We start from the raw sequence: 25404 nt of genomic DNA, 5'->3' as shown, positions 1-25404 counted from the left end.
GGAACTGTTTTGGGGAACCGGCGGGGTGTCGTCTCAGAACAGTCCCTGCGCCTCGCGCGCGTAGTCCAGCAGCCGTTCCACCGACCGTGCGCGGTCGGCCGTTTCGGCAAAGCGCGTCCGCGCCGCCTCTGCAGCCTGCGCCCGTGCGGCGGAGTCCTGCCCAAGCGCCACGGCGCGCTCCAGGAAGGCCGTCTCGTCGGTGACGGTCATGGCCGGCCCGACGACGCCGGCGACATCGCCCCGGGCGTAGGCCACCACCGGCAGGCCGTCCGCCAATGCGAATGCGGCGCTGCCGCCGCCGCCCTGGCGCGGCGGGTTGAGGTAGACCGTTGCCACGCCGTACAGCCCGCGAATGCCTTCGACATTGCCCAGTGCATGCATCCGCGCCGCGTTGCGGGCGGCGGCGATCCGGGCGGGCAACTCCGTCACTGCGCCGGCGAAGGCGACCTGCCCATCCGGCACGCGGTCGAGAAGGCGGTCGAGCGTCTCCAGGAATTCCGGCCCGACCTCCTGGTCCAGGCGGTTGCCGACCACGACGTAAAGCGGCCCGTCCGCGGGCAGGCCGAAATCCGCGCGGCTGCGTGCGGGACCGGCGGCCGGCAGCGTCCAGCCGAAGGAGAAAGGACGGAAGCGCGCCCGCGCCTCTTCCGGCCAGCCGGCGGCATCGTCCTCCGGCGCATAGCCCAGCAGAAGGGTGGCGAGCGAGGGCGACAGGCCGCTGGAGGTTGGCAGGAAGACCACCGGGCGGCTGCCGGCGAACAGGTCGGCCACGGTGTTGGACCCGCCGAAGGCGACGATCACGTCGGGGTCGAACCGCTCCACCGCGTCGACGATGGCGGTCAGCTTCTCCTCGTCGAAGCGCGGCTGCGGGAAGGACAGCATGCGGACGTTCGCGCCCTGGGCGGAGATGGTCTGCTCGCCGTCATAATCCTCGGTGACGTTGTAGCTGTATTCGGGGACGAAGCCGTTCTCCCCCTCCACCGCCATGGCGTTGGGATTGACGATCAGCACCTCGCAGCCATGGTCGTCCTGCAGCCGCCGGGCGTAATCGAAGGCATCGGCCGTGGGCTGGTGGCCTTCGCCCAGCATCTGGTTGGTTATCAGCGCCACCCGCTTCACCGCCGCGCGCGGAGATGTCCGGCGCAGGCGGGCCTCCAGGGCGTAGCGGCGCGCGGTCTCCTCCACCAGAAGCCGGTAGAAACGGCGGAACTCGCCATTGGTGAAGGCGCCGACGTCGCCCTTGCGCGCATCGCCCTGGAACAGCCGCAGGGCGATGCCCCAATAGGCGTAATGCATGGAGGGCACGGAGAAGCGCAGGGGGTCTTCCAGCGCCGTGTTCACCAGATTGCGGTAATGGGCGATGTCACCGCTCAGCAGGAACAGCAGGGACTGGCGCCGCATCACGTCGCTCATCGTGTAGCGGGAATCGACCTCCGCCGCGGCGTCGGCACGGATGTCGTCGTCATAGCGGCGGATCAGATTCGCAAGCGCGCCGACATTGCCCCAGCCCTCGCCTTCGTTGGTCAGCAGGCTCAGGGCGCGGGCGAAGCTGAGCGCCGCCTCGCGCTGTCGGCCGGAGGCATGCAGGGCGTGGCCCAGATTGGCGTGGAACAGGGGAGAGCTGTCGTCGCCGGCCACCGCCTGGGCGATTCGGTCGACCGCCTCCTCCGCCCGGCCGGATTGCAGGGCGATGACCCCAAGCAGATGGAGGGCGTCCGGATGGCCGGGCGAAGCGTCCAGCACGTCGCGGTACAGCCGCTCGGCCTCCGCGGTGCGGCCGGCGCGGTGGTGTTCCGTCGCGACGGCCAACGTCTGCTCGATCTGGTCCATGATGCACGTCCTTGCTGTCGGGGCGGCCCCCATCTCCCGGAGACCGTCGTCCCATGCTGTTTACTCTGTTTTAGGGGACACGCGATCAACTTTCCGCATGCGTAGACCTACGACCATTCGGGGAGGCTGCGGCCGCGGCATCAGCCCCCGACCGACAACAGCCATTGCGGGCATCCTGGCGCGGTGTCTTTTCTGGGGCCTGCTCGCCATCGCGGGCGCCATGTTGGGCGCCATGGGGGCCGCCATGGGAGCCGCTGCGTCCCCGCCGATGGAGGGGACGGTCGGGGAGGCCACCGGCGGCCCGTCGATCGCCATCAGCCTTGCAGATCGCCGGCTGTACCTGACCGGTTCCGACGGCAATGTCCGCAGTTTCCCGGTCGCCATCGGCCGTCCCGGCGTGCCGATCCCGGTCGGCGACAGCACCATCCTGCGCAAGCGTCGCGATCCGACATGGCGGCCGACCGCGCACCAGCGGCGCGACAAGCCATCGCTGCCGCGGGCGGTGCCGCCGGGGCCGAACAACCCGTTGGGCAAGTTCGCGCTCGACCTCGGCTGGCCGGCCATCGCCATCCACGGCACCAACGAGCCGGATTCGGTGGGCAGGCGGGCCAGCGGCGGGTGTTTCCGCATGCTGCCCGCGGACATCGAAACGGTCTTCGCGGCGACGGAGGTCGGCACGCCGGTGCGTGTGGTACGGGGCTCGCTGGGCGGGAGCATGCCGGAACGGCCAGCGCTCCCGCCGGCGCCCACACCTGCGATGACGCTGCCGGCTGCGGTCAAGGCGGTCCCGCCGTCCGCAGTGCGCCCGCAGCCGGCAGCCGTCGTACCTGCTTCCACCATGCCCGCTGTGCCGGCGCCGGAGCCGCCACCCGCGCCGGTCGCCGATCCGCGCTGCGCCACGGTGACGGCGCCGCTGCGGCGGATGATCTGCGACGTCCCTGCGCTTACCCTGCTCGACGGCCGCGCCCGTGGGGCGCAGGAGCGGTTCCTGGCCGGCATCGTCGATCCGGCGGCCCGCGCCGCGGCGTCCTACGACCTGATCCAGGACGAACGCCGCTTCCACGAGCGGGTTGCCGCGCTGTGCTGGATCCGCGCCGGGACCGAGGGCGACCCGGCGGTGGCCGCGGCGGCGCGGTCCTGCCTGACCACGGCTCTCGAACGCCGGCTGGCGGACGTGGCGGAACGGATCGCCGGCTTGCGGCGCGGGATGCGGCTGGCGGGACAGCCATAGCCGGAAAGGCAGATTGCAGGCCGCCGCGGTCATTCTGGCTTGCCTGCATGCCTGCGGACTGCTAACCCGCAGAACCTAACCGTTCGGACAATCCGCCGCCCATGCCGATCGACTATTATTTGAACATCGCGGCCTCCGGCCTGCTGACCGGCCTGGTCTATGGGCTGGCGGCGCTCGGCCTGTCGGTCATCTTCGGCGTGGTGCGCGTCGTCAACTTCGCCCATGGCGAGATGATGGTGGCGGGCATGTACGGCGCCGTGCTGCTGGGCGGCTGGCTCGGGCTGGACCCGCTGCTGTCGGCGCCGATCATGGCGGCGCTGCTGTTCGTCTGCGGCTGGCTTCTGCAGCGCGGGCTGGTGAACAAGTTCGTCGAGCGGCCGGAGCATATGCAGTTCATCTTGCTGCTGGGCGTCGCCACCATCCTGGTCAACGCCATGCTGATGCTGTTCGGCCCCGACGCCCGCAACGTCCAGGTGCCCTACAGCTTCGACACGGTGGAGATCGGGCCGATGCTGCTGGATGCCGTGCGGCTGCGCGCCGGGGCGGCGGCCATCGTGGTGGCGGCGGCGCTGTTCGCCTTCTTCCGCTTCAGCCGGACCGGCAAGGCGATCCGCGCCTGCGCCGACAACCCGCTGGGCGCCCGGGTGGTCGGGCTGAACATCGACGGCCTCTATGCGCTGACCTTCGGCATCGGCGCCGCCGTGGTCGGGGTGGCCGGCGCGCTGATGACTCTGCTGGTCGATGCCCGGCCGCAGCTGGCGCCGGAATACACGCTTCTCAGCTTCATCATCGTCATCGTCGGCGGGCTGGGCAGCCTGCCCGGCGCGTTGCTGGGCGGCGTGCTGATCGGCATGTCGGAGGCGCTGGCCGGCTTCCTGCTGACGCCGTCCCTGAAATCCCTGTTCAGCTACGGGGTGCTGATCGTGGTGCTGCTGCTGCGCCCGCAAGGGCTGTTGGGGAAACGGTCATGAGCGGCCAATCGGGAGTGATGTCTTCGGGAGTGACCGGACGAGGGATGGTGCTGCTGGTGCTGGCGGCGCTGGGTCTGGCGGTGGCGCCCTTCGTCGCCGACCGCTATCTGGTGTCGGTGCTGACCACCGTGCTGTGGTTCGCCTATGTCGGGCAGGCCTGGAACGTGATGATGGGCTTTTCCGGCCTGCTGTCGCTGGGCCACGCGCTGTATGTCGGCCTGGGCGCCTATGTCAGCGCCGCGCTGTTCGTTCATTTCGGCGTGGGCCCTTGGGCCGGCATGGTGCTGGCGATGCTGGTGGCGGTGGTGGCCGGCTGCATCATCGGCTTCCTGGGCTTCCGCTTTGGGGTGAAGGGTGTGCATTTCGCCCTGCTGACCATCGCCTTCGCCGAGGTGGCGCGCATCGGCTTCGACCACATCACCTGGGTCGGCGGCTCCGGCGGGTTCTTCCTGCCGGTGGAGGCGGGGGCGAGCGATCCGCTGAACCTGCGCGGTTCCCCCATGCTGTTCTATTACGTGGCGCTGGCGCTGGTGGTGGGAGCGCTGCTGCTGTCGCGGGTGCTGCTGCACAGCCGGCTGGGCTACCAGTGGCTGGCGGTGCGCGAGGAGCCGGACGCGGCGGAGGCGTCGGGCGTCGACCTGTTCCGCGCCCGCATGACCGCGGTGGCGGTGTCTTCCGCCCTGACCGCGCTGGGCGGGGTGTTCCAGGCCTTCTATTTCAACAATCTGTTCCCGGAGCAGGTCTTCTCCATGGGCCGCTCCATCGAGATCATCCTGCCGGCCATCGTCGGCGGCATCGGAACGCTGGTCGGGCCGATCCTGGGCGCCTTCATCCTGACCCCGCTGGGCGAGGCGCTGACCTTCCTGATCGAGGCCGGAGGGCTGGATTTGCCCGGCCTGAAGCAACTGTTCTATGGCGCGGCGCTGGTGGTGATCGTGGTTTTCCGGCCGGAGGGCGTCTGGCCCTGGCTGGCCCGCCGCCTGCGTCTTGTCCGCCAGCCGGGGGAGGGTGCCTGAGATGGCCGCATTGCTCGAGGTCGAGGGCCTGTCGAAGCGCTTCCGCGGGCTGAAGGCGGTGTCGGAGGTCAGCTTCACCGTGCCGGAGGAGCGCATCCTCGCGCTGATCGGCCCGAACGGTGCCGGCAAGACCACCACCTTCAACCTGATCGCCGGCGTCTTTCCGCCCGACGAGGGCCGTGTCACGCTGAAGGGCCGCAATCTGACGGGGCTGAAGCCCAATCAGGTCTGCGCCGCCGGGATCGGCCGCACCTTCCAGATCGTCAAGCCGTTCGGCCAGTTGACGGTGGAGGAGAATGTCGTGGTCGGTGCGCTGGCCCGCGAACGGTCGGTGGAGACCGCGCGCATCCAGGCCCGCGCGGTGCTGGAGCGGCTGGAACTGGCCGACCAGGCCAACCGCCCGGCCCGAAGCCTGACGCTGCCCGACCGCAAGCGGCTGGAGGTCGCCCGCGCGCTGGCCACCCGTCCGACCCTGCTTCTGCTGGACGAGGTGCTGGCGGGACTGCGTCCCACCGAGGTCGACCGCATGGTCGAGGTCCTGCGCGACCTGAACCGGCGCGAGGGGCTGACCATCCTGATGATCGAGCATGTCATGCGCGCGGTGATGGCGCTGTCCGACCGCGTGGTGGTGCTGGACCATGGCGAGAAGATCGCCGACGGCGTCCCGGCGGAGGTCGTCGCCGACCCCCGCGTCGTCGAATCCTACCTGGGCGCCGAAGCGCTGGACTGAGCCCGGCTCCTCAGTTGCTGAGGTTCGCCGGGTCCTCGCGGAAGGTGACGGAGGCGACCTCGGCCGTCAGGGGATGGCCGGGATAGGTGAAGCGGCGCAGCCACTGGGTGTCGCCGGACGCACTCCAGAAGCGCAGCATCAACCGGCCCGGCATGCGCGGCAGTTGCTCCGGCCGGCCGGAGACCTGGTGAACCGGCTTGCCGTCAACGGTCCAGACGATGCCGTCGGGCTTCCAGTCGAAGCCGTAGCTGTGGAAGCCCTTCGCGGCGTCGAACCCCAGATCGACCACCGCATTGCGGTGCCCGACGCCGTTGACGACGTAGCTGATCTCCAGCTTGGTGGTGTCCTTGCCGGCGATGCCCAGCGTGATCTCGTCCCAGGGATCGCCGAAGGGCGGGCCGGTGTAGTGGGAGACCGAGGTCATCACCCCGTCAGCCTTCACCGCCTTCAGCGACACCGTGTAGGCGCCATAGCCGTAGAAACGGTGCGTCGAATATTCGCCGCAGGAATAGCGGTCGTAGCCGGTGATGCGGTCGTCCACCGTCAGGGCGAGGTGACCCTTGCCGGAGGTGACGTTGGCGCGGCTCCAGGTGCAGTTCATGTGCCCGCCCGCCTTCCAGCCGTCCGACCGCTGCCAGCGCGAGGGATCGAAGGAGCCCGACGTCTCGCTGAAACTGCCGCCGACGTGGCTGAACAGGGAGTCCGCCAGCGCCGGTCCACCGCCGGAGAAAAGAGAGCTAGCCAGCAAGGCCGCAAGGCCCGCGCCGATCAGGGTGGTCCTCCGCACGCCATTTCCCGTGGCGATTCTCCGCATGGCCGTTCCTCCCGCTGCTGCCGGGCCGACCCGAAATTTCGGTCGGCCTGCACCCCGATATCGCAAGAGCGGGGCGGGGCGGCAACCGCGCGGGTGGGGTGCGCCCAGCCGCCGGCCGGCGTACCTCAGCCGATTGGTATCGGACCGTCAGACGTCGGTGACGCCGCTTTTGGGGATGCGCACGTCGCGGTGGACCGACATGCTGAGCAGAAGGCCGACGCCGATCATCAGCGTCATCATCGCCGAGCCACCGTAGGACACCAGCGGCAGCGGGATGCCGACGACCGGAATCAGCCCCATCACCATCGCCACGTTGACGAAGACGTAGAGGAAGAACTGCGCGGTCATGCCGACGGCGACCAGCCGGCCGAACTGGCTGCGGCTGTTCAGTGCGATCACCCAGCCATAGATGAACAGCAGCACGTAGAGCGCCAGCAGCGTGGCGGCCCCGACCATGCCGAACTCCTCCGCCAGGACGACGAAGATGAAGTCGGTGTGCTTTTCCGGCAGGAACATCAGCTGGCTCTGCGAGCCGGACATGAAGCCCTTGCCGAACAGCCCGCCGGAACCGAGCGCGATCTTCGACTGCAGGATGTTGTAGCCGGCGCCGAGCGGGTCGGTCTCCGGATCGAGGAAGGTGTAGACGCGCTGCTTCTGGTAATCGTGCAGGAACTCCCAGGCCACCGGGATGGCGCCGAGGCCGCTGCCGATCACCAGCAGGAACTTCCACACCCGGACGCCGGCGGCGAAGAAGATGGCGCCGCTCCCCATGATCAGCAGCAGCGAGGTGCCGAGGTTGGGCTGCATCAGCACGAAGGCGACAGGCGTGAAGACCAGAAGCAGGGGCGGGATCAGCAAAAGCGGCCGCCCGATCTGGTCCAGCGTCACCCCGTGGAAATAGCGGGCGAGCGCCAGCGTCAGCGCCGGCTTCATCAGCTCCGACGGTTGCAGCTGGAAGAAGCCGAGGTCGATCCACCGCTGGGCACCCATGCCGATCCGTCCCATCAGCTCCACCGCGATCAGAAGGCAGAGCACGACGAAGAAGATGACGTAGGCCGATTTCATCAGGTGGCGGATGTCGACCAGCGCGATTCCCAGCATCAGGACCAGGCCGGGAATGGCGCGGACCAGCTGCGGCTGGGCCCAGGGCTTCCAATGGCCGCCGGCTGCGGAATAGAGCAGCCCGACGCCGACCCCGGTGATCGTGCAGATCAGCAGGACCAGCCCCCAGTTGATGAGCCTGAATTTCGTGCCGAGCGTCAGCTGCGACCGCTGCGGCTCCAGGCCGCCGGAGCCGAGATTGGAAAGAACCACGACCTTACGCCGATGTTGCCGGAAGGGACGGAGCCGGATCGGACCCGGCGGATCGGACCCCGAAAGATCGGGCGGGGCAAACCGTCCGGGGGGACCGGCGCGGATAATGCGGCAAGCGGTCGCGCGGGTAAAGGCGGCCGTGCGCCGGCCGTTTTTTCTAACCGGCTCCGCTTGCCGGATCAGGCGGGCGTCAGGCCGGCATGGGCACCGGATGCGCCGCTTCGGGGAAGAAGCGCACCTGATTGCGACCGGCGTGCTTGGCGTCGTAGAGGGCGGTGTCCGATTGGGCCATCAGATCGGAAAATTCGCTGTGCTCCCTGGTCAGGCTGACGCCGCCGATGCTGCAGGTCACCGCCACCCCGGCTTCCGTACCAAGCTGGGCCAGCTGCCGTTCGATGGCACAGCGCAGCCGCTCGGCCAGCATCCGGCCGGCCTCCGCCCCGGTTTCGGGCAGCAGGATGGCGAACTCCTCCCCACCGATCCTGCCCAGGGCATCCTCGTGCCGAATCTGCCCGGTGCAGCAATCGACCACCGCCTGGATCACCCGGTCGCCGAACGGGTGGCCGGCGTGGTCGTTGATCGATTTGAAACGGTCGATGTCGAGCACCAGCACGGTCAGGTCCCGCCCATATCGACGGGCCCGGCGGAATTCGACCTCCCCCATTTCGAACAGGCGGCGGCGGTTCAGGGCGCCGGTCAGCCCGTCGGTGTGGGCGAGCTTGGACAGCTCGCGGTTGAACTCGTCGCTGGCCATCAGGACATAATTGATTGCTCCGATCACGGTCGCCAGCATCGTCAACAGGAAGGTGACGCGCTCCACCCTGTCGTCGATCATGGTGCCGACCGGAGCCTCTTCCTGCATCACGCCGGCAGTCATGCGGAGCAGATAGACCATGGTGATGGCCACACATATCACGCCGGTGACATAATGGGGGACTCCGCGCCCCTCGTAGCGGACGAGCACCTCGTATGCGATGGCCAAAAGCACCGCGGAGGTCGCCGCGCTCGTCAAAATCCGAACCGATGCGATGCCGCCGCCGGCAAGCAGAAGCAGCAGGCAGAGCGATGCCACCACCAGTCCGACGACCACAGGCAGATAGGGCCGGGCCGGACGGCTCTGCAGATGGCGGACACTGGTGTAGTTCATCGTCAGTCCCGCCAGCCCCATCCCGTTGGCGAGCGGAATCAGAAGTGCCGGCGCCTGACCGTCGCGCAGTCCGGCGATGAGGAAGGCGGACCCCAGCAGGAATTTCCCGTAGGAGTAGGAACGAAGGGAATTGCGGATATGACTGGGATAGCGGCCTGAGGCAACGACGATCGACAGCCCAACGGCAAAGCCAATGACGGTGATGACCTGCGCGATGAAGGTGGTCTCATAATCCATCGGCGAATCCGTCACGCACCGTTACGCGGGTATGCCATGGGCAAGCTATAGGAAGCCTTTGCCGGTGACAAGCCGAAGGGGCGAATTCTGCGCGTGGATTCCCGGTTAGTGCCTGTGGATTGCCGCTGGCGCCAACCGCGCGTCGTGAACGCTTGCCGTCAACTCTTGTCCGGGGCATAGCCCTTGGCGAACAGGTCGACGGCGGCGTCGACATAGCGTTCCAGTTCCTGGTCGCTCGGCCGTTCGCTCAGGCACAGCAGCAGCTTCATGTGCATGTTGGACTTCAGCAGCCCGAAGAACTGATGGGTGGCGAGATCGCAGTCGGTGATCGCCAGTTCGCCCTTGTCCGCCATATGGGCCATGAACTGGCGGGCGCGCTGGAAGGTCTCGGCCGGGCCGCTTTCATAGAAGGCCTGGGCAAGCTGCGGCTGGCGCAGCACCTCGCCCAACACCATCCGGTAGACCCCCAGCGCCTTCGGCGAGGCGATGAAGCGGACGAAGGTGCGGCCGATCAGGCGCAGGCCGTCAGCCGCCGGCAGGTCCATTGCCTCGTCCCAGACGCTGCTCATGACGGAGTTCGCGCATTCGCAGGCGACCATCGCCCGGAACAGCTCCTCCTTGCTGCCGAAATGCGCGTACAGGGTCGCCTTGGACACGTTCGCCTTCTTGGCGACCGCATCCATGCTGACGGCGCTGTAGCCATGTTCCAGGAACAGGGTGCCTGCAGCCTCCATGATCTGGGCCTGCTTCGATCCCGCTTCTGGAGTGGGGGCAACCAATGTGGTCATGCGCGCCTCGCCGGAGTCCATGCTGCCTCGGTCCATGTTCCTGGCCCCTACCGCGTTCCGCATCGCCCGACAAGCCCCCTGACATCAATTGCCAAAAACTAAACCGTTCAGTTCGGTCTTGACAAGAGATAGGCCGTCCGCCATCTTCCGGCAAGGCTAAACTGAACGGTTCAGTTTCTTTCCGTGACGGCGCCGGAAAGAGCGCATCGGCGGATTGCGGATCGGACCGCGGTGGATTGGGGATAGAGACAATGGCGAATGGCGTACGGAAGATCGTGCTGTCGGGCGTTGCGCTGGCTGTGCTGGCAGGTGGCGCCGTCGCCGGCGAACATTGGTGGACCACGGGCCGGTTCCTGGAGTCGACCGACAATGCCTATGTGCAGAGCGACATCACCGTCGTCAGCCCGAAGATTTCCGCCTATGTCCGCGACGTGAAGGTCGCGGAAAACCAGCTGGTGCGGACGGGCGACGTGCTGGCGGTGCTGGACGACCAGGATTTCCGTGCCAAGGTGGCGGAAGCCGAAGCCGCCGTCACCGCGCAGAAGGCGGCGCTCGGCACGCTGGACAGCAAGCTGGAGCTTCAGCGCACGGTGATCGACCAGGCCGCCGCCACACTGGCGAGCGCCGAGGCCGAACAGCGCCGCGCCCAGCAGGAGTTCGAGCGCAGCCGGTCGCTGGCCAGCGACAGCTGGACCAGCCGGCAGAAGCTGGAGACCGCCGACGCCGACCTGCGCAAGGCGGTGGCCCAGGTGGCGAAGGCGCGGGCTGCGCTGGCGTCGGAGAACGAGCAGGTCAACGTCCTGCACGCCACCCGGACCGAGACGGAGGCCCATCTGGCCCAGGCCCAGGCGACGTTGCAGACCGCGCGCAACGATCTGGACAACACCGTGATCCGCGCGCCGGTCGATGGCGTGATCGGCAACCGCGGCGTCCAGGTCGGCCAATATGCGCGGCCGGGCGTGCAACTGCTGTCGCTGGTGCCGCTGCCCGACGTCTATGTGGTCGCCAACTTCAAGGAAACCCAGCTGGCGCACATGCGTCCCGGCCAGCAGGTCAGTATTTCCGTCGATGCCTTCCCCGACCGCCATCTGACCGGCACGGTGGAGAGCTTCGCCCCGGCGTCGGGGTCCAAGTTCTCGCTGCTGCCGCCGGAGAACGCGACCGGCAACTTCACCAAGATCGTGCAGCGGGTGCCGGTGCGGATCGCGCTGCCGCGTGACAACGCGCTGGCCGGCCTGCTGCGTCCCGGCCTGTCGGTGGTGGCGGAGGTCGACACCCGCGGCGCCGATGCCCAGCCGCATGTGGCGAGCGGCGGCGTGTTCGGCGCGCTGTCCGACAAGCAGGCGGTGGCCGCCAGGTAAGCGGCGGTCACGCTCTGGCGGGGACGGCGACCCTTCTCCCCCTTCGGGGTCGGCGTCCCCGCCATCAATCCGAGTGACAATCAGGCCGGAGCCGCGCCCTCTCCCTTTTGGGGGCGGCAGTCGTTCGGCCGCGACGGAAGGCAGCGGTTCCATGGCGACACCGGCCCAGGGCATGCGCCCGCTCACACCCCGCGACATCGCCGGCTTTTTCGCGATGGTCGTCGGCATGTTCATGGCGATCCTCGACATCCAGATCGTCTCCAGCTCGCTGTCGGAAATCCAGGCGGGGCTGGCGGCCAGCGCCGACGAGATCTCGTGGGTGCAGACCTCCTACCTGATCGCGGAGGTCGTGATGATCCCGCTGTCGGGCATCCTGTCGCGCATCCTGTCGACGCGTGTGCTGTTCACCGTGGCCGCCGCCGGCTTCACCCTGACCAGCGTCGCCTGCGCCTTCGCCGGCGGCATCGAATCGATGATCGTCTGGCGTGCGCTCCAGGGCTTCATCGGCGGCGCGATGATCCCGACGGTGTTCGCCACCAGCTTCATGATCTTCCCGCCGGAAAAGCGGGCGGGCGTGTCGGTGATGATGGGGCTGGTCGCCACCATGGCGCCGACCATCGGCCCGACGCTGGGCGGCTATCTGACCCAGCACATGTCCTGGCACTGGCTGTTCCTGGCCAACGTCATCCCCGGCATCCTGGTCACCTCGCTGGTCTGGTTCCTGGTCGATGTCGACCGGCCGAATCCGGAATTGCGCAAGGGCTTCGATTTCGTCGGGCTGGCGCTGATGGCCGCCTTCCTGGGCAGCCTGGAATATGTGGTGGAGGAGGGGCCGCGGAACGACTGGTTCGACGACGAGGCGATCTTCGGGTTGGCCGTGGTGGCCGCCGTCTCCGCCGTCGGATTCTTCTGGCGGGTGCTGTCCTACCGCAATCCGATCGTGGAGCTGCGCGCCTTCGCCGACCGCAACTTCGCCATCGGGTCGCTCTACAGCTTCATCCTGGGCATCGGCCTCTACGGGTCGGTCTATCTGCAGCCGCTGTTCCTGGCCCGCGTGCGCGGCTTCAACAGCCTGCAGATCGGCGAGATCATGTTCGTGACCGGGGCCTTCCAGTTCATGTCGGCCCCCATCGCCGGCGCCCTGTCGAAGCGGATGGACCTGCGCGCCATGCTGGCGCTTGGGCTGATCCTGTTTGGCACCGGCGTCTGGCTGAACAGCCATTTCACGGCCGAGACCGGATTCTGGGAGCTGTTCCTGCCGCAGGCGGTGCGCGGCATGTCGCTGATGCTGTGCTTCATCCCGATCAACAGCGTGGCGCTGGGCACCTTGCCGCCGGACAAGCTGAAGAACGCGTCGGGCCTCTACAACCTGATGCGCAACCTGGGCGGCGCCATCGGTCTTGCCGCGATCAACACGGTGCTGACCGACCGCAACGCGCTGCACCTGAACCGGCTCGGCGACAACGTCAACCTCGCCCGGCCGGAGGTGCAGCAGATGGTCGACAACCTCAGCCAGCGCTTCGATGGGCTGGTGGCGGACCCCACCGCCGCCGCGATGGCCCGGCTGGTCGGGCTGGTCCAGCGCGAGGCGCTGATCCTGACCTTCAACGACGCCATGCTGCTGATGTCGGCGGTGTTCTTCGGCGCACTGCTGTTCATGCCGCTGGTGCGGCGTCCGGGCGCCCCGGTGAAGGCTGATCACTGAGCATGGGATAGGTTGCAGCCCACGGGTTGTGCTATAGCATGACGGAGCATTCGAACGTCCGCCCGAACGCCTGCACAACCCCTGCCGAGTCCCATGAGCAAGCGCCAATACACCCGAGCCGAGGTCAAGGAACTTCTGGGCGCGCTGGAGCGCCAGTGCCGTGAAGCATCGAAGCTGGCCCAACTGGCCGAGCATGAGGCCAGCAAGCACAGCTTCGGTGCCTATCGCGACTTCCGCGACAAGGTGGGCGAATTCCAGGCGCTGGTCATCCTGATCGAACAACGTCTGCGCAATCTGGTCGACGCCCGCTCCGACGACCTGCGCGACCAGTTCGAGAAGTTGGACATGGTGATGCTGGCGCTTCTGGTGCGGGCCAGCATGCGTTTCTTCTTCGTGCTGTCGGCCAACCCGATCCTGCCGATGGGCGCCCGCGAGATTTTCGTGGCCGAACTGCGCAGCCTGCACGACGCGGCGGAAAAGCTGAAGCGGCCGAACTATGCCGGCAAGCTGGGGCCGGAGCTGGACCGCGATCTGGAAACGGCGTCGCTGATTCTGGAAGAGATCATCGACAAGGCGCCGAGCCTGCTGAACTTCCGCGGGGCGCCGATCGCGGATTAGAGGGGGCACCCGCAAAGGCGCCCCCACACCACTCACTTCGCCAGGAACTGCGCGATCGTGTCGCCGGCCTTGCCGATGTTCACCACGCCGTCGAGATGGCCGAGGGTGGAGGTGATCGACTCGGTGTACTCCACCGTGTTGCCCTGCTTTTCCAGCCGGTCCTTCAGCGGGCGCATGTTGCGGTCGGGCGGGAAGACGAGGTCGTCGGCCGACGGGATCAGCAGCACCGGCGCCTTGATCTTCGCAAGACCATCCTCCAGCGATCCGCCGTTGCCGGTGACGAAGGTCTGGTTGGCCTTCACCAGATAGAGGAAATGGTTGGCGTCGCTGACCGCGGCGCGGCCCGCGGCGGCCTTGTCCAGCCAGGCTTCGATGGCGTACTGGTTGCCCATCGCCGCCTTCGGGTCCTTGCCGTCCTCCGCCCATTTGCGGCCGAAGGCGGCGTCCGCCCATTTCCAGTGCCGCGCCTGCAGGGTGACCAGCTTCAGCGCCTCGGTCAGGCCGGCCTTCGGCTCCGCCTTGCCGTAATAATCGCCGTTGTTCCAGTTGGGGTCGAGCTTGATCGGCGCGGCCCACAGGTTCAGCCAGCCGATCAGGAACGGATCGGTCTCCGGGCCGCCGATGGCGGCGATGACGCGCTTGACCATCTCCGGATGGTCGGCCCCCCATTCGAAGGCCTGGAGCGACCCCATCGAGCCGCCCATCACCGCCTGCAGCGTCTTGATGCCCAGGCTGTCGATCAGCGCCTTCTGGACATTGACGAAGTCCTGGATGGTGACGATGGGGAAGCTCATGCCATAGGGCTTGCCGGTGTCCGGATTGATGCTGGCCGGGCCGGTGGTGACGACGTTGGGATCCTTCGGCGACAGGTTCACCAGCGTGTCGGAACTGATGATGAAGTATTTGTCGGTGTCCAGCGGCTTGCCGGGGCCGATGATGCTGTCCCAATAGCCGGGCGCGGCGTCATCGGCCTTGTATTTCCCGGCGGCATGGCTGCTGCCGCTGAAGAAATGGGTGACGAGGATGACGTTGTCCTTGGCCTCGTTCAGCTTGCCGTAGCTTTCCCAGCCGATGCGGACGTTCTTGATCGTCCCGCCGCCGGTGGTGGTGTAGGACGGCATCTCGAAGACTTTCTTCTCGACGATGCCGTCCAGCGCCAGCGCCGGCAGGGCGCCGAACAGACAGGCCGCCATGGCGAGGCCGCCGAGGCAACCGGACCAGATGGAACCGCGGACAACCCCACGCATGAGCATCCCCCTCCAGAATTGTTCGCCTGACACTCTATTCCGGTGGCGCAGTCTACCCATAAGGTTGCGGCTGTCCAGCCGCCATCGGTGACGCTTACGGTTAGGCAACCCGGCCAGGCGAGTGGGAGGGGAGGGGCGTCAGCGCAGCCGGACGGCGGTCCCGTTCACCGACACCATCAGCATGCCGTTTTCCTTGCCCAGCACCTCGTAGTCGACATCCACGCCGACCACGGCATCGGCGCCCAGCGCGCGGGCCGACTCCTCCAGGTCGGCGAAGGCCGCCTCGCGCGCGTCGCGCAGCGCCGCCTGATAGCCGCCGGCCCGGCCGCCGACGATGTCCCGCACGGAGGAGAACAGGTCGCGGAACACGTTCACCCCCATGATCGCCTCGCCGGCGACGATGCCGAGATACTGGGTGATCTGCCGGCCTTCGACGGAATCGGTGCTGGTGACGATCATGGTCGCATCTCCCACGGTTGTTTCGCTGCCGCACAGATGGGGCCGCCAAGGCAGAGTCCAAGGCGGCACTGCGAAATCGCAGCGGTCTTGAGTCCATCGCGCCTTCCCCCACCCCGTCCGTACCGTGTAGGACAAGGTGGGGAAGGCGAGGGGGAAAGGCGATGGACGACACGCGGCGAGCCATCCTGCGCTGGATGACCGGCGTCATGGAGGCGAAGGGCTGGAGCGCCGGCGGCTGGGCGCGGCTGGCCGGCGTCACCGCCACCAACCTGACCCGCTTCCTGCGCGATCCCGTGATGGGCAGCGTGCCCAGCGCCGACACGCTGGCCCGGTTGGCCCGCGTCGCCGGGTCGGAGCCGCGATTCCTCGACGATCACGCCTATGCGCCGGTCTCCCGCGTGCCGGTGCTGACCCTGGAGCAGGCGCACATCTTCCTCGATCTCGGCCGCAGGGCAGGGGAGGCGTTCCTGGCCGGGGCGCTGAAGGACGGCGCCGCGTCGGTCGCCATGGACGGCCGCACCTCCCGCCGGGCCTTCGCGCTGCGCATCCTGTCCAAGAGCCTGGACGCCGCCGGCGTGCTGCCGCGCGACTGCGTTGTGCTGGAGCCGCTGGACGTGCTGACACCGCAGACGGGCGACGTGGTGGTGACGGTGGGCGAGGGCACGATCTGCGGATACCGCTTCTTTCCGCCCCATCTGATGCCGGTTTCAACCGATCCCGACTGCCGACCCACCGCCTTCGACAGCGCCCATGTGGCCGGAGTCGCCGTCCACGTGGTGCGAGCGCTTCGCATGTAAAAGGCTGCCGCGGCACGAGTCGCGGCGCACGTTCCAATCCCCCGCGACTCGCAAAAACGGACGTCTCTACTCCGTCCGTTTTGTCTTGTGACGACTCTTGTCAGAAGATACCAAATATAGCGTGTTTCCAGGACTTTGGGTTGGTCTACGGCCAAGCCAAAGGTTCACGTTTTGTTCTTGAAAGCTGCGTGTTCGCATCCCATATTCAGGGTCCGGTAAGGCGGTTCCAAAACATGCTGCGAAGTTGCAGCAATGGTCTCGCTTCGGGGTCTGGAAGTCGGGAAAAGCATGGCGATCACTCAGGCACAGCGGGAGTTGCGGGCGGGGCGGATCGGGTCTTCGGATGCGACGCGCGTGATGGCCGGCGACTGGCTGTCGCTGTGGCGCGAGAAGACCGGCCGGGTCGAGCCCGAGACTCTGGACCTTGTCGCCGCCGTGCAGATCGGCATCGCGACCGAGCATCTGCACCCGCGCTTCGTCACCCATGCCACCGGCCGCCCGTGTGTGGCCGCTCCCGACACCTATCGCCATGCCGAGCATGACTGGATGGTCGCCCATCCCGATTTCCTGACCAGTGGCGCGACCGGCGGTACGCTCGACACCATCGTGGAGGCGAAGTTCAACAGCGGCTTCCAGAGCGATGCCGACCTCGCCCGCCGCTACCACTGGCAAATCCAGCATCAGCTGGCGGTGGTCGGTCTGGACCGCGCGCTGCTGTCGATTTTGCGCCCCACCGGTCACAGCCTGATGACGGTGGATCGGCACCCGGACGATGTCGAACGGCTGGTCGAGACGCTGGAGGCCTTCTGGTGGCACGTCGTCAACGACGTCGAGCCGTCGGACCCGCTGCCGATGGACGGCCCGTCCTATGAGAATGGCCGGGTCTTCGACATGGGGCGGCACAATCGCTTCCGGGCGCTGGCCGACCGGCTGGTCGCCAACCGGGCGGCGGCGCTGGCGGTGAAGGAGGACGAGGCCGCCCTGAAGGCGCTGATGCCGGAAGACGCCCGCATCGCTTTCGTCTCTGTCGATCAGGCCGATGGCCGCTCCGGCGGCCTCTATCTCGCGCGCGACCGCGAGGGCCGGCTCAGCCTGCGCTATGGCGCACCGCCGCGCCGTTCCCTGGCCGACGCGCAATCCTGGGGCCCCTCCGCTGACCCGAACGCGGTGGAACTCAGCCTGGAAACAGTGCTGACCGCCGGCTGGGGTGAGGGGAGAGCCGAAACGTTTGGACAAGAAGGACCCAAATCATGGGACGCATGAGTAAGACCGACCACCTCGTCGCCGATACCGAAACGCCTGAGTCGAGCGCTACTGAAACCAGCGTGGCCGAGTCCAACGTGACGGAGACTACCCAGGCCGAGCCGAAGACCGGCGGCAGCCGCGGCTCCCAGGGTTCCAAGGGATCCACCGGCGGAGCCAGGCCGGCCGAGCCGCAGCGCATCGACACCATGTTCCTGTGGAACCGGCTGAAGCGCACCGACCCGAAGGCAACCAAGCCCTTCACCCGTTCCGGCGGCTTCCGCGGCACGCAGATCGACCCGACCTGGCGCTTCCAGATGATGACGGAGGTGTTCGGCCCGATCGGCAAGGGCTGGGGCTATGAGCAGGTCGATTGGACCATCGCGGAACGGATGATCTTCATCTGCGCCCGCGTCTGGTACATCGACCCGGAGACGAAGGAGAAGTGCTTTACCGGCCCGCAGTGGGGCGGGACCGAGATGGTCCGCCGCCGCAACGGCATGGAGATGCCGGACGACGAGTGCTTCAAGATGTCGATGACCGACGCGGTCGGCAAATGCCTGCTGCAGTTGGGTCTGGCCGCCGACGTCTATATGGGCCAGTTCGACGACAGCAAGTACCGGGAGGAGTCGGAGGCCTTCTATGCCGCCAAGTCCAACCCGGACCTGCAACCCGCCGCCGTCGAGGCTTTCGAGGCGGAGGTGAAGCGCCGCCTGGGGGCCTGCCTGGACCTGGACGACCTGGAAGAGGTCTGGCGGTCCGGCGTCTGCACCCGGCTGCGCGAAATCGGCGCAGTGGACCGCGCCGCCCAGCATCGCATCACCGGCCTGTTCGCCCAGAAGAAGGCCGAGATTCTGAAGCGCGAGGAAGAGGACGGGCGGGAAGCCGCCTGACGGACGTCCCATGATCCAGACAACTACCCAGACGACTCACAGCACCGGCGACCGGTCGCCCAGCGGTCTTTTCCGCATGAGCGCCTGGGAAGGCGAGTTCGAGCGTGCCAACGCCCAGCTGCCGCGCTGGTATTGGAACCGCGACCAGCGCCGCCGCCACTACGCCCGTTGGGTGGAGGCGGAGGCCGAGACGCTGGCGATGCGGCTGTCGGGATTGCTGCGATCCGACACGCCGGCTGAAACCGCAGGGGCGGCCCGCGTTCTTGTCGAGTCGCTGGCGCGTGACATCGACTGGGCCCGGCGGTTGGAAGACTCGGATTTGGAAGACGGCAAGTTCGCCCACGCCGCCTGACCGCAGGCGGCATCAAGGGAAGGATATCATCCCATGACGATAGAAGAGGTCCAGGCGCGTCTGCGCGCCGCTCAAGCCCGTCTCGGGCGTGAGGGCCGCTTCGCCCTCACCCTCAGCCTGGACGGGCGCGAGGAATGCTACATCACCCATTGGTTCCGCCCCGAGCCGCACGCCTTCGAGGACTGCCGCGCGGTCGGTTCCGGAACCCTCAGCGAATGCCTCGACGCGCTGGACCGCTATGTGGCGGTGAACCGGGTGCGCGACGAGGCTCCGGTGCTGATGGCCGCCGAATGACATCCCCGTAACGGCCAAGCCATCGGCCATTGTCCCCTCGTTCCCCCCGCGGGCGAGGGGACTTTTTTTGCCCGCCCCTCGCGCGCCGTCGTGGTTGTGTTATCGTCTTTGCCTTCAAGTGGAAGGGGAGCGATCATGGATCCCGTACTTGCCTTCGCCAGCATCGTCGGCGCGATAGCGGTCGGCGCCGCCAGTCCGGGACCGAGCTTCGTGCTGGTCGCCCGCACCTCCATCGCCGTATCCCGCCGGGCCGGTCTGGCCACCGCGCTCGGCATGGGGATCGGCGGCGTGTTCTTCGCCTCTCTGGCGCTGTTGGGGCTGCATGCGCTGCTGTCGCAGGTCGGCTGGCTCTATGCGGTGCTGAAACTGGTGGGTGGCGCCTATCTGCTCTACCTCGCGATCCGCATCTGGCGCGGAGCCGCGGAGCCTCTCGTGATGGCGGAGGAAGGACAGACGGCACCCGCCGGGCTGATGCGGCCGCTGCTGTTCGGGTTGCTGACGCAACTGAGCAATCCGAAGACGGCGCTGGTCTATGGCAGCATCTTCGCCGCTCTGATGCCGGCCGAACCGCCGCTCTGGCTGTTCGTCTTCCTGCCGCCCGCCATCTTCCTGATCGAAGCCGGCTGGTACGCCATCGTCGCCGCGGCGTTTTCCGCCGGCCGGCCGCGCGCCGCCTACCTGCGGTCCAAGCGCTGGGTCGACCGGGTTGCCGCCGCCGCGATCGGCGGGCTCGGCGTCCGCCTGATGTCGGACGCTCTGCCCCCTCCCTGACCCTTACTTCTTCTTGCCCGACTGCGCCCTGGCGAATGCCTCGGCGAAGGCACTGTTGATCGGCTCCGGCGCCTTGACAGGCTTCGGCGCCACCTTGGCCGCAGGTGCCGCCGGGCGGCGATCCTGCTGCTGCGGCGGACGCGCGGGCCCCCGCTGCTCCTCACGGCGCGCCGGGCGCGGGGCTTCCTCGCCCATGCGCATGGTCAGGGCGATGCGCTTGCGGGGGATGTCCACCTCCAGCACCTTCACCTTCACCACGTCGCCGGCCTTCACCACCGTGTGAGGATCCTTCACGAAGCTGTTGGCAAGCTGGGAAATATGCACCAGACCGTCCTGATGGACGCCGATGTCGACGAAGGCGCCGAAGGCGGTGACGTTGGTAACGACGCCCTCCAGCATCATGCCGGGCTGAAGGTGCTTCAGTTCCTCAACGCCCTCCTTGAAGGTGGCGGTCTTGAACTCCGGACGGGGGTCGCGGCCGGGCTTCTCCAGCTCCTTGATGATGTCCTCGATGGTGGGCAGGCCGAAGCGCTCGTCGGTGAACTCCTCCGCATTCAGCCCGCGCAGGAAACGGGCGTCGCCGATGACGCTGCCGAGGTCGCGGCCGGTGGTCTTCACGATGCGCTGGACCACCGGATAGGCTTCCGGATGGACGGCGGAGCCGTCGAGCGGATTTTCGCCGTCGCGGATGCGCAGGAAGCCGGCGGCCTGCTCGAAGGTCTTCGGACCCAGCCGCGCCACGTCGAGCAACTGCTTGCGCGAGCGGAAGGCGCCGTTGCGGTCGCGATGCTCGACGATGTTGCGGGCGATGGTCTCGTTCAGGCCCGACACGCGGGTCAGCAGCGGGATCGACGCCGTGTTGAGATCGACGCCGACCGCATTCACGCAATCCTCGACCACCGCATCCAGCGAGCGCGCCAGCTTGCCGCCGGCGACATCATGCTGGTACTGGCCGACGCCGATCGACTTCGGCTCGATCTTCACCAGCTCGGCCAGCGGGTCCTGCAGGCGGCGGGCGATGGAGACGGCGCCGCGCAGGCTGACGTCCAGGCCGGGGAACTCGTGCGCCGCGGTTTCCGACGCCGAATAAACCGACGCGCCGGCCTCGCTGACCACCAGCTTGGTCAGGGACAGCTCCGGGTGGCGCTTCATCAGGTCGGCAGCCAGCTTGTCGGTCTCGCGCGAGGCGGTGCCGTTGCCGATGGAGATCAGCTCCACCTTGTGCCGCGCCGCCAGCGCCGCCAGCACTGCGATGGAGCCGTCCCAGTCGTTGCGCGGCGGGTGCGGATAGATGGTCGTCGTCTCCACCAGTTTGCCGGTGGAATCGACGACGGCAACCTTCACGCCGGTGCGGATGCCGGGATCGAGCCCGATGGTGGCGCGCTGGCCGGCCGGAGCAGCCAGCAGCAAATCGTGCAGGTTGCGGGCGAAGACTCGGATCGCCTCGTCCTCTGCCCGTTCACGCAAGGCGCCCATCAGGTCGGTCTCGATATGCGGGCCGATCTTCAGCTTCCAGGTCCAGCGCACCACGTCGGACAGCCACTTGTCGGCCGGGCGGCCCTGGTCGCGGATGCCGGTGTGGACGGCGATGGTCCCCTCCGCCGGATGCGGCTGGCCTTCTTCGATCGGCAGATCCAGGCGGATGTCGAGCACGCCCTGCGCCCGGCCACGGAACAGCGCCAGCGCCCGGTGCGACGGCAGCTTCGACCAGTTCTCCGAGAAGTCGAAATAGTCGGAGAATTTGGCGCCCTCCGCCTTCTTCTCCTCGATCACCTTGGAGGTGACGACGCCCTTGTCCGCCATGGCGGTGCGCAGGCGGCCGACCAGCTCGGCATCCTCGCCGAAGCGTTCCACCAGGATATGGCGGGCGCCATCCAGCGCCGCCTTGACGTCGGCAACCCCCTTGTCGGCGCTGACGAAGGCGGCGGCCTCGGCCTCCGGCTGCTTCTTCGGGTCGGCCAGCAGCGCGTCGGCCAACGGCTTCAGCCCCGCCTCGCGGGCGATCTGGGCCTTGGTGCGGCGCTTCTGCTTGTAGGGGAGGTACAGGTCCTCCAGCCGGGTCTTGGTATCCGCCTGTTTGATCTGCCGTTCCAGCTCGGGCGTCAGCTTGCCCTGCTCCTGGATGGTCGACAGGATGCTGGCGCGACGGTCCTCCAGCTCCCGCAGGTAGCCCAGCCGCTCCTCCAGGGTGCGGAGCTGGGTGTCGTCCAGGCCGCCGGTCGCCTCCTTGCGGTAGCGGGCGATGAAGGGGACGGTCGACCCCTCGTCGAGCATGGCGATGGCGGAAGCGACCTGGGACTCGCGGACCGACAGTTCGTCGGCGATGCGCTGGCTGATGGACAGCATGAGGCAGGGATCCTGCGGACTTGTGACGAACAAAAGGGTGTCTGTCATAGCGCGTCGGGGCGGGGGGACGCCACCCCGGCCTTTCGGCAGAGGGATGGGCAGCCCAAGCGGAAGCGCAACCATTTGCGGTGGTTTTTCGCAAAAAAGTGGTAAGGAGCGTTTTCTTTCCGCCATTCACCGGCCGTTAACCATATCGGCCTTATACCTCTGCGTGCAACTTGGTTGCGTTTCCTCCCGAACCGACTAGGGGGCGGCCCGGCGGTGATACCGTCAGGCCGCCCTTTCTTTTTTCGGCTAAGAAAAAGGGCCGGGACGGACATGCCATCCCGGCCGCACCCCAAAAAGTGTCTGCCACCGGTCGAAACCGAAAGGATCAGGGAAGGCGGCTTTCGGCCAGACGCAGGCGGCCTTCGGGGGAAAGGCGGGACAGGGTGTCGACGACGCGCGCCTCGATCTCGCTGCGCAACGCCGCGTCGTTGGCATGGACGCTGTCGAACAGGGCCTTGAGGCCCGCTGAATCGAAGGGTTGGGCCATCAGGGCCATGCGTAGGCGCGGCGCGAATTCTTCGCGGCTGACATGCATACGGACGAACAGCGGACGGGCATCGTCAATCGCCTTGCGCAGGATCGCGGCGTCGGCCGGCGACAGCCGTTGCGACACGTCGTCGACGAAGCGCTCCAGCAGATGCTCCGGCCCGCCGGGCGGCGGAGGCGGCGGGCGGAAGGCGTGGGCGACGACGAAGCCGCCGGCCAGCATGTTGAGCGCAAGGGACCCGACCAGAAGGAACCAAGGCCAGCGGCGCCGAATGGCCGGCGTCATCTCACGTCTCCCAGATAGCTGACGATCATCACGCCGGACAGGGCGGGCGTGCTCGTCCTTTCGAAGGAAATCAGGCCCTGGCTGTAGCTGAGGAAGCCGACCAGCGCCATGCTGGCCAGGAATCCCGCGAGCGGGGCAGGGCGGAAGGGCGGTCGCGACAGGAACCATGGAATGAATTCCGGCACGATCCGCTGTGCCAGACAGTCGGCGATGCGGTCATAGACCTGCGCCTCGCGCCGGGCGGAGACCAACGGGGTCGAGGCGGCGTCCAGCAGCGCGTCGGTGATGGCGGCGTCGGCCAGCAGGTCGCGGGCTTCGGCGCTGCCGTCCAGCAGGGCCAGCGCATCCACCCTGGCGGAGCGCGGCCAACGGTCCAGATCGGCGCCGTAGGCGGCGGCATTGCGTTTGAACTCTTTGAGCGTCATGACCGTGCACCGTCCTTCTGACGGATCAGGGGTTGAAGCCGGGCCCGCACGACGCGGCGCGCCCGGACCAGCAGACTTTCCATTGCCGAAACAGACACCTGCAATATTTCCGAAGCCTCAGCGCACGTCATCTCCTCATGGTAGCAGAGACTGAGCGCCGCCCTTTGCCGTTCGGGCAAGGCGGCGATCGCGGCATCCACCGCGGCACCGATCCGCATGCCGTCGATCACCGTCTCGGCGCTCCAGGCCGGATCGGCGATCTCGCCGGCATCGTCCAGGGGGGCGAAGCTGCGCCGCCGCTTATAGTCGATGGCGCGGTTCACCACGATCCTGTACAGCCAGGTGGTGAAACGGGTTCCATCGCCACGCCAGCGGTCGGCATTGGCCCAGATCTGCAGGAAGGCGTCCTGCGCAACCTCTTCGGCGTCGGCGGCGTTCCCGACAACACGTTGGGCCAAGGCGATGCTGCGGCGCAGATGACGGCGCGTGAGTGTTCCAAACGCTTTCCGGTCACCGGCTGCGGCGTCCGCCATCAACGCCTCGTCGGTCACCGTTTCCTCGGTAGGCTCCACGCCGTATTCCGCCCGCTCCCGGTTTCTGTCAGCGATTTATACGCGGCAGGAGGTGGAAGTCCTGCGCAGCGAGCGGCAATTTTCCGATCAGGGATTTCCCCAATGCCCGGCCTCTTCGGCCAATTTCTTTCCATAAGAATGCTTATGTGTTTTTTGGTGCCGCTCAGGGGAGGGCTCCATCGGCACGGTGCCCGCTGAACATCTTTGCCCGTCCTGCGGGAACCGCATCGCCGTGGATCGGTTGATCCAAGCATGACCGTGGCGTCACCGGGTTGCCGGCGGCGTCATGAACGAAGCGATTGAAGGACCGACACCATGCTCAAGATTCTCGGCTGGGCCATCCTGATCATCTTCATCATCGGCCTGCTGGTGGTCACCGGAATCCTGAAGCTGATCTTCTGACCGGCTAACCGCATTCCCTGCAAGCATCTCCTGCCCTGCCCGATCATTCCTCCGCCATCGCCAGGGCGCGGCGCAGGTGGGCGCGGCAGTCGGCGACCATGCGACGGATCAGCTCGTCGCAGGTCGGGATGTCGTCGATCAGGCCGATCGCCATGCCGGCCGACACCACCCCATCCTGAACATTGCCGGATTGGAGCGCGGTTCGGCCGCGCTGGCCGGCCACGAGTGGCCGAACCTCTTCGAACTGTGCGCCGCCGGGACGCTTTTCCAGGGCGACGACCTCGTCCGACACGGCGTTCTTGAAGACGCGGGCGGTGTTGCGCATGCTGCGCAGGATCAGGTTGGTGTCGCGTTCGCCTGCGGCGACCAGCGCCTGCTTGATGCTGTCATGCACCGGCGCCTCGCGCGTGCAGAGAAAGCGCGTGCCCATGTTGACGCCCTGGGCGCCGAGGGCCAGCGCGGCGGCCATGCCGCGCCCGTCGGCGATTCCGCCCGAGGCGATCACCGGAATGCGCAAGGCCCGCACCGCGGCCGGGATCAGGATCAGGCCGGGAATGTCGTCCTCTCCCGGATGCCCGGCGCATTCGAACCCGTCGATGCTGATGATGTCCACCCCTGCCCGCTCGGCGCTCAGCGCGTGGCGGACGCTGGTGCATTTGTGCAGGATGCGGATGCCGTGCGCCTTCATCCGCTCGACGAAGGCACGCGGGCTGTTGCCGGCGGTCTCCACGATGGTGATGCCGCTGTCGATGATGACGTCGAGATAGCGCTCGTAGGGCGGTGGTGTCACCGCCGGCAGCATGGTCAGGTTGACGCCGAAGGGACGGTCGGTCATCGCGCGGCAGCGCTCGATCTCGCGCGCCAGATCCTCCGGCGTCGGCTGGGTCAGCGCGGTCAGGATGCCGAGACCGCCGGCATTCGACACGGATGCTGCCAGATCGGCCAGTCCGACCCATTGCATCCCACCCTGTACGATCGGGTAATCGATGCCGAGCAGGCGCGTCACCTCGGTTTTCATGGCG

The 25404-nt window shown here is 67.5% G+C and carries 25 protein-coding genes; 13 read left to right on the top strand and 12 right to left on the bottom strand.

The window, feature by feature from the left end; translation table 11 throughout:
* Positions 1–33: 33 nt before the first annotated feature.
* Positions 34–1830: a tetratricopeptide repeat protein gene (locus FZ029_RS17115; protein WP_149270350.1), complete on the bottom strand. Its 1797-nt coding sequence runs from the start codon at positions 1828–1830 to the stop codon at positions 34–36.
* Between the two features lie 244 nt (positions 1831–2074).
* On the opposite strand from FZ029_RS17115, the gene FZ029_RS17110 reads away from it, so the two are divergent.
* The 4 genes from FZ029_RS17110 to FZ029_RS17095 all read left to right on the top strand — a co-directional run bounded on the left by FZ029_RS17110 (position 2075) and on the right by FZ029_RS17095 (position 5778).
* Positions 2075–3061 carry a L,D-transpeptidase gene (locus tag FZ029_RS17110; RefSeq protein ID WP_247892345.1) on the top strand — a complete coding sequence of 329 codons (987 nt, stop codon included), beginning with the start codon at positions 2075–2077 and terminating at the stop codon, positions 3059–3061.
* 101 nt (positions 3062–3162) lie between these two features.
* Positions 3163–4032: a branched-chain amino acid ABC transporter permease gene (locus tag FZ029_RS17105; protein ID WP_109156151.1), complete on the top strand. Its 870-nt coding sequence runs from the start codon at positions 3163–3165 to the stop codon at positions 4030–4032.
* Entirely contained in the window at positions 4029–5048 is a 1020-nt protein-coding gene (locus FZ029_RS17100; RefSeq protein WP_188051962.1) for a branched-chain amino acid ABC transporter permease, read from the top strand. Before FZ029_RS17105 ends, FZ029_RS17100 begins: the two co-directional genes overlap by 4 nt.
* Before the next feature lies 1 nt (position 5049).
* Positions 5050–5778 (top strand): ABC transporter ATP-binding protein, encoded by a 729-nt coding sequence (locus tag FZ029_RS17095; RefSeq protein ID WP_085083713.1) that lies wholly within the window; start codon positions 5050–5052, stop codon positions 5776–5778.
* A gap of 10 nt (positions 5779–5788) precedes the next feature.
* Here FZ029_RS17095 and FZ029_RS17090 read toward each other — a convergent pair whose 3' ends face one another.
* The 4 genes from FZ029_RS17090 to FZ029_RS17075 form a co-directional block, all read right to left on the bottom strand.
* On the bottom strand, positions 5789–6565 hold the full coding sequence (locus tag FZ029_RS17090) for a family 16 glycosylhydrolase (protein ID WP_247892344.1): 777 nt from the start codon (positions 6563–6565) through the stop codon (positions 5789–5791).
* 174 nt (positions 6566–6739) lie between these two features.
* Positions 6740–7906: a rod shape-determining protein RodA gene (rodA, locus tag FZ029_RS17085; RefSeq protein WP_149201333.1), complete on the bottom strand. Its 1167-nt coding sequence runs from the start codon at positions 7904–7906 to the stop codon at positions 6740–6742.
* A 190-nt stretch (positions 7907–8096) separates the two neighbouring features.
* Complete coding sequence (locus FZ029_RS17080) at positions 8097–9290, bottom strand: GGDEF domain-containing protein (RefSeq protein WP_149270346.1); 1194 nt, start codon at positions 9288–9290, stop codon at positions 8097–8099.
* A 158-nt stretch (positions 9291–9448) separates the two neighbouring features.
* Positions 9449–10078, bottom strand: a complete 630-nt coding sequence (locus FZ029_RS17075; protein WP_247892343.1) for a TetR/AcrR family transcriptional regulator — start codon at positions 10076–10078, stop codon at positions 9449–9451.
* A 251-nt stretch (positions 10079–10329) separates the two neighbouring features.
* Here FZ029_RS17075 and FZ029_RS17070 point away from each other — a divergent pair, with 251 nt between their 5' ends.
* From FZ029_RS17070 to FZ029_RS17060, 3 genes are all read left to right on the top strand, one after another.
* The gene (locus FZ029_RS17070) at positions 10330–11439 is read left to right on the top strand and encodes an HlyD family secretion protein (protein WP_149270344.1); all 1110 of its coding nucleotides are present in this window, start codon (positions 10330–10332) and stop codon (positions 11437–11439) included.
* Positions 11440–11590: 151 nt separating this feature from the next.
* Positions 11591–13144, top strand: coding sequence for a DHA2 family efflux MFS transporter permease subunit (locus FZ029_RS17065; protein WP_149201330.1), 1554 nt, complete (start codon positions 11591–11593; stop codon positions 13142–13144).
* A 93-nt stretch (positions 13145–13237) separates the two neighbouring features.
* Positions 13238–13762: a hypothetical protein gene (locus FZ029_RS17060; RefSeq protein ID WP_149201329.1), complete on the top strand. Its 525-nt coding sequence runs from the start codon at positions 13238–13240 to the stop codon at positions 13760–13762.
* A gap of 32 nt (positions 13763–13794) precedes the next feature.
* Here the strand turns inward: FZ029_RS17060 and FZ029_RS17055 are convergent, their stop codons facing one another.
* Complete coding sequence (locus tag FZ029_RS17055) at positions 13795–15009, bottom strand: homoserine O-acetyltransferase (RefSeq protein ID WP_247892342.1); 1215 nt, start codon at positions 15007–15009, stop codon at positions 13795–13797.
* Between the two features lie 138 nt (positions 15010–15147).
* Positions 15148–15468 (bottom strand): heavy metal-binding domain-containing protein, encoded by a 321-nt coding sequence (locus tag FZ029_RS17050; protein ID WP_109086333.1) that lies wholly within the window; start codon positions 15466–15468, stop codon positions 15148–15150.
* Between the two features lie 161 nt (positions 15469–15629).
* Between FZ029_RS17050 and FZ029_RS17045 the strand changes: the two genes are divergently transcribed.
* The 6 genes from FZ029_RS17045 (at position 15630) to FZ029_RS17020 (ending at position 19817) form a co-directional block, all read left to right on the top strand.
* The gene (locus tag FZ029_RS17045; protein ID WP_085083693.1) at positions 15630–16265 is read left to right on the top strand and encodes a helix-turn-helix transcriptional regulator; all 636 of its coding nucleotides are present in this window, start codon (positions 15630–15632) and stop codon (positions 16263–16265) included.
* A 288-nt stretch (positions 16266–16553) separates the two neighbouring features.
* Complete coding sequence (locus tag FZ029_RS17040) at positions 16554–17528, top strand: YqaJ viral recombinase family protein (RefSeq protein WP_149270340.1); 975 nt, start codon at positions 16554–16556, stop codon at positions 17526–17528.
* Positions 17516–18400 carry a hypothetical protein gene (locus FZ029_RS17035; protein WP_247892341.1) on the top strand — a complete coding sequence of 295 codons (885 nt, stop codon included), beginning with the start codon at positions 17516–17518 and terminating at the stop codon, positions 18398–18400. The genes FZ029_RS17040 and FZ029_RS17035 overlap by 13 nt, the downstream gene beginning before the upstream one ends.
* Positions 18401–18410: 10 nt before the next feature.
* Complete coding sequence (locus FZ029_RS17030; RefSeq protein ID WP_247892340.1) at positions 18411–18752, top strand: hypothetical protein; 342 nt, start codon at positions 18411–18413, stop codon at positions 18750–18752.
* A gap of 33 nt (positions 18753–18785) precedes the next feature.
* A complete protein-coding gene (locus tag FZ029_RS17025; protein ID WP_109156138.1) occupies positions 18786–19046 on the top strand; it encodes a hypothetical protein in 261 nt (86 codons plus the stop codon).
* 135 nt (positions 19047–19181) lie between these two features.
* Complete coding sequence (locus FZ029_RS17020) at positions 19182–19817, top strand: LysE family transporter (protein ID WP_149270338.1); 636 nt, start codon at positions 19182–19184, stop codon at positions 19815–19817.
* 3 nt (positions 19818–19820) lie between these two features.
* On the opposite strand, the gene FZ029_RS17015 is transcribed toward FZ029_RS17020, so the two are convergent.
* The 5 genes from FZ029_RS17015 to FZ029_RS16995 all read right to left on the bottom strand — a co-directional run bounded on the left by FZ029_RS17015 (position 19821) and on the right by FZ029_RS16995 (position 25400).
* Entirely contained in the window at positions 19821–22163 is a 2343-nt protein-coding gene (locus tag FZ029_RS17015) for a Tex family protein (protein WP_149270336.1), read from the bottom strand.
* 373 nt (positions 22164–22536) lie between these two features.
* The gene (locus FZ029_RS17010; RefSeq protein WP_149201322.1) at positions 22537–22983 is read right to left on the bottom strand and encodes a periplasmic heavy metal sensor; all 447 of its coding nucleotides are present in this window, start codon (positions 22981–22983) and stop codon (positions 22537–22539) included.
* Positions 22980–23408, bottom strand: a complete 429-nt coding sequence (locus FZ029_RS17005) for a hypothetical protein (protein ID WP_149270334.1) — start codon at positions 23406–23408, stop codon at positions 22980–22982. Before FZ029_RS17005 ends, FZ029_RS17010 begins: the two co-directional genes overlap by 4 nt.
* Positions 23405–23980 carry a sigma-70 family RNA polymerase sigma factor gene (locus tag FZ029_RS17000; RefSeq protein WP_109156133.1) on the bottom strand — a complete coding sequence of 192 codons (576 nt, stop codon included), beginning with the start codon at positions 23978–23980 and terminating at the stop codon, positions 23405–23407. The genes FZ029_RS17005 and FZ029_RS17000 overlap by 4 nt, the downstream gene beginning before the upstream one ends.
* A 445-nt stretch (positions 23981–24425) precedes the next feature.
* Complete coding sequence (locus FZ029_RS16995) at positions 24426–25400, bottom strand: nitronate monooxygenase family protein (RefSeq protein ID WP_149270332.1); 975 nt, start codon at positions 25398–25400, stop codon at positions 24426–24428.
* Positions 25401–25404: the final 4 nt, after the last annotated feature.

This window comes from Azospirillum sp. Sh1, from assembly GCF_008365135.1.
GTDB classification, from domain to species: Bacteria; Pseudomonadota; Alphaproteobacteria; order Azospirillales; family Azospirillaceae; genus Azospirillum; species Azospirillum oryzae.
Note: the sequence above shows the minus strand (reverse complement) of the source record. Positions and strands in the feature narration are given on the sequence as shown.